Here is a 2,228-nt window from a genome sequence, read left to right on the forward strand (position 1 = left end):
CTCTGGCTGACGGTGGCGATCTTCCTGCCGCTCTCGGCCATGGTCTTTTTCTCGTTCATGACCGAGCTGCCGCTGTCGGGAAAGCCGTGGACATTCACCCTTGGCAACTATGCCACCTTCTTCTCGCAAAGCCTCTATCTGACACTGCTGCTGGCCTCACTGCGGCTTGGCCTCGAAGTGACGCTGTGGTGCGTCGTCATCGGCTATCCCGCCGCTTACGTGCTCGCCAAAGTGCTGAAGGGGCGCAGCCGCGAGGCGATCTTCCTGCTCGTCATCTTGCCGTTCTGGTCGAACGGGCTGGTGCGCATCTTTTCCTGGGCGATGGTTTTGCGCGAGGGCGGCATTCTCGACACCGCGCTCAACGCCGTGCTGCCGTTCAAGATCAACATCGACCTGATGTATTCCTATCCAGCCGTCATCATCGGGCTGGTGCATTCCTACGTGCCTTACATGGTGCTGACCTGCTATCTCACGCTGCAGGCGATCGATGACTCCCTGATTGAGGCCGGGCGTTCGCTTGGCGCTTCACGGCTACAGGTGCTGAAGCGGGTGATCATCCCGCTGTCGATGCCCGGATTGGTCGCGGGTGCGGCCCTGATCTTCGTCCCCGTCGTCGGCTCGTTCATGGAGCCGCGCATCCTCGGCGGTCGCACCGGCACCTTCTACGGCACGGTCATCGAGGACCAGTTCGTCGCCGTGTTCAACTGGCCGCTCGGTGCCGCGCTTTCCTTCATCCTGCTGGCCGTGGTGCTGGTCATCCTGGCGGTGGCGTCGCCGGTGCTGCGGAGGGCCGCGTGATGGCGACGACCCGCGTCCTCGAATGGCTTGGCCGCTTCTACATCGGTCTGCTGCTCGCCCTCCTCTATCTGCCGATCATCATCATGGCGCTGATGTCGTTCAACGTCTCGCCCTTCTACCAATTGCCGTTCGAATGGACGACCGAATGGTACGCTTCGCTGTGGCAGAACGACCAGCTGATCGCCGCCACCTGGAACAGCGTCGAGATCGCCGTCATCACCACCGTCATCTGTGTCGTGCTCGGCTCGGCGGCATCGCTGGCGCTCTATCGCTATGAGTTTCGCGGCAAGAAATTCCTGCAGGCGCTGTTGTTTCCGCCGATCGCCATTCCGTGGCTGATCACCGGCACGGCGATGCTGATCTTCTTTTTCGGCGTCGGCATCGGTCGCGGGCTGCATGCGATCCTGCTTGGCCATGTCGCACTGGCGCTGCCCTATGTCATCGTCGTCGTCTCGGCCCGGCTGCAGACCTTCGCGCCGGAGCTGGAAGAGGCGGCACGCTCGCTCGGCGCCAACCAGTGGCAGGTAACGAGGCGCGTCACGCTGCCTTGGATCATGCCAGGCGTTATTGCCGGAGGGCTGTTTGCGTTTGCAGTGTCGTTCGACCAGTTCGTGGTGTCCTATTTCCTGGCGACGCCTGGGCAGACGACGCTGCCGGTGGAAATCTACGCCGCGATCCGCAAAGGATTCACGCCCGAGATCAATGCGGTCTCGACGATCATCATTGTCGTGTCGATGGCGCTGATGCTGCTCACGGCGCGGTTCTTCAAATTCGGCGGAGAGAAATAATGGCCGGCGTGCAGGTATCTGATGTCTCGCGCAGTTTCGGCGCACACAAGGCGCTGGACAATGTCTCCATCGATTTCGCCGATGGCGGGTTCTATGCGCTGCTGGGGCCGTCGGGCAGCGGCAAGACCACGCTGCTGCGCCAGATTGCCGGTTTCGATTTTCCCGATTCGGGCCGCATCACCATCGGCGGCGAGAGCGTCGAGCGGGTGCCGGTCGAAAAGCGGCGCATCGGCATGGTGTTCCAGAACTATGCGCTGTTTCCCAATATGAGCGTCGCCGACAATGTCGCCTTCGGCCTGTCGGTGCGCGGCGAGGCCAAGGCGGTGATTGCAACGGAGGTGCAGCGCGCGCTCGATCTGGTGCAGCTCGGCAAGCTTGGTGGCCGCCGGCCGCACCAACTCTCCGGCGGGCAGCGGCAGCGTGTGGCTCTCGCCCGCGCTATCGTCACCAAGCCGCGCGTGCTTTTGCTCGACGAGCCGCTCGGCGCGCTCGACAAGGCGCTGCGCGTCGATATGCAGATCGAGCTCAAGCGCATCCAGCGCGAGATCGGCATCACCACCATCTTCGTCACGCACGACCAGGAAGAAGCGCTGACGATGAGCGACCGCATCGGCATATTGCGCGACGGCAGGCTGGTGCAGG

General features: G+C 62.8%; 3 protein-coding genes. All 3 read left to right on the plus strand.

All coding sequences use genetic code 11. The annotated features are described in order from the left end of the window. Positions 1-798 (plus strand): ABC transporter permease (locus tag ENZ75_RS29520; RefSeq protein WP_164888105.1); only part of this gene is annotated, 798 nt, incomplete at its 5' end. After that, positions 798-1,586, plus strand: a complete 789-nt coding sequence (locus ENZ75_RS29525; RefSeq protein ID WP_063168550.1) for an ABC transporter permease — start codon at positions 798-800, stop codon at positions 1,584-1,586. The genes ENZ75_RS29520 and ENZ75_RS29525, both read left to right, overlap by 1 nt. Next, positions 1,586-2,228: ABC transporter ATP-binding protein (locus ENZ75_RS29530; RefSeq protein ID WP_164888106.1), on the plus strand; the 643-nt coding region annotated here is incomplete at its 3' end. The genes ENZ75_RS29525 and ENZ75_RS29530, both read left to right, overlap by 1 nt.

This window comes from Mesorhizobium sp. M7A.F.Ca.CA.002.04.1.1, from assembly GCF_004022805.1.
In the GTDB taxonomy this organism is placed as follows: domain Bacteria; phylum Pseudomonadota; class Alphaproteobacteria; order Rhizobiales; family Rhizobiaceae; genus Mesorhizobium; species Mesorhizobium ciceri.

Coding starts and splice junctions, on each gene's coding strand:
- ENZ75_RS29525 (WP_063168550.1), top strand. CDS start 798: ATGGCGACGACCCGCGTCCTCGAATGGCTTGGCCGCTTCTACATCGGT.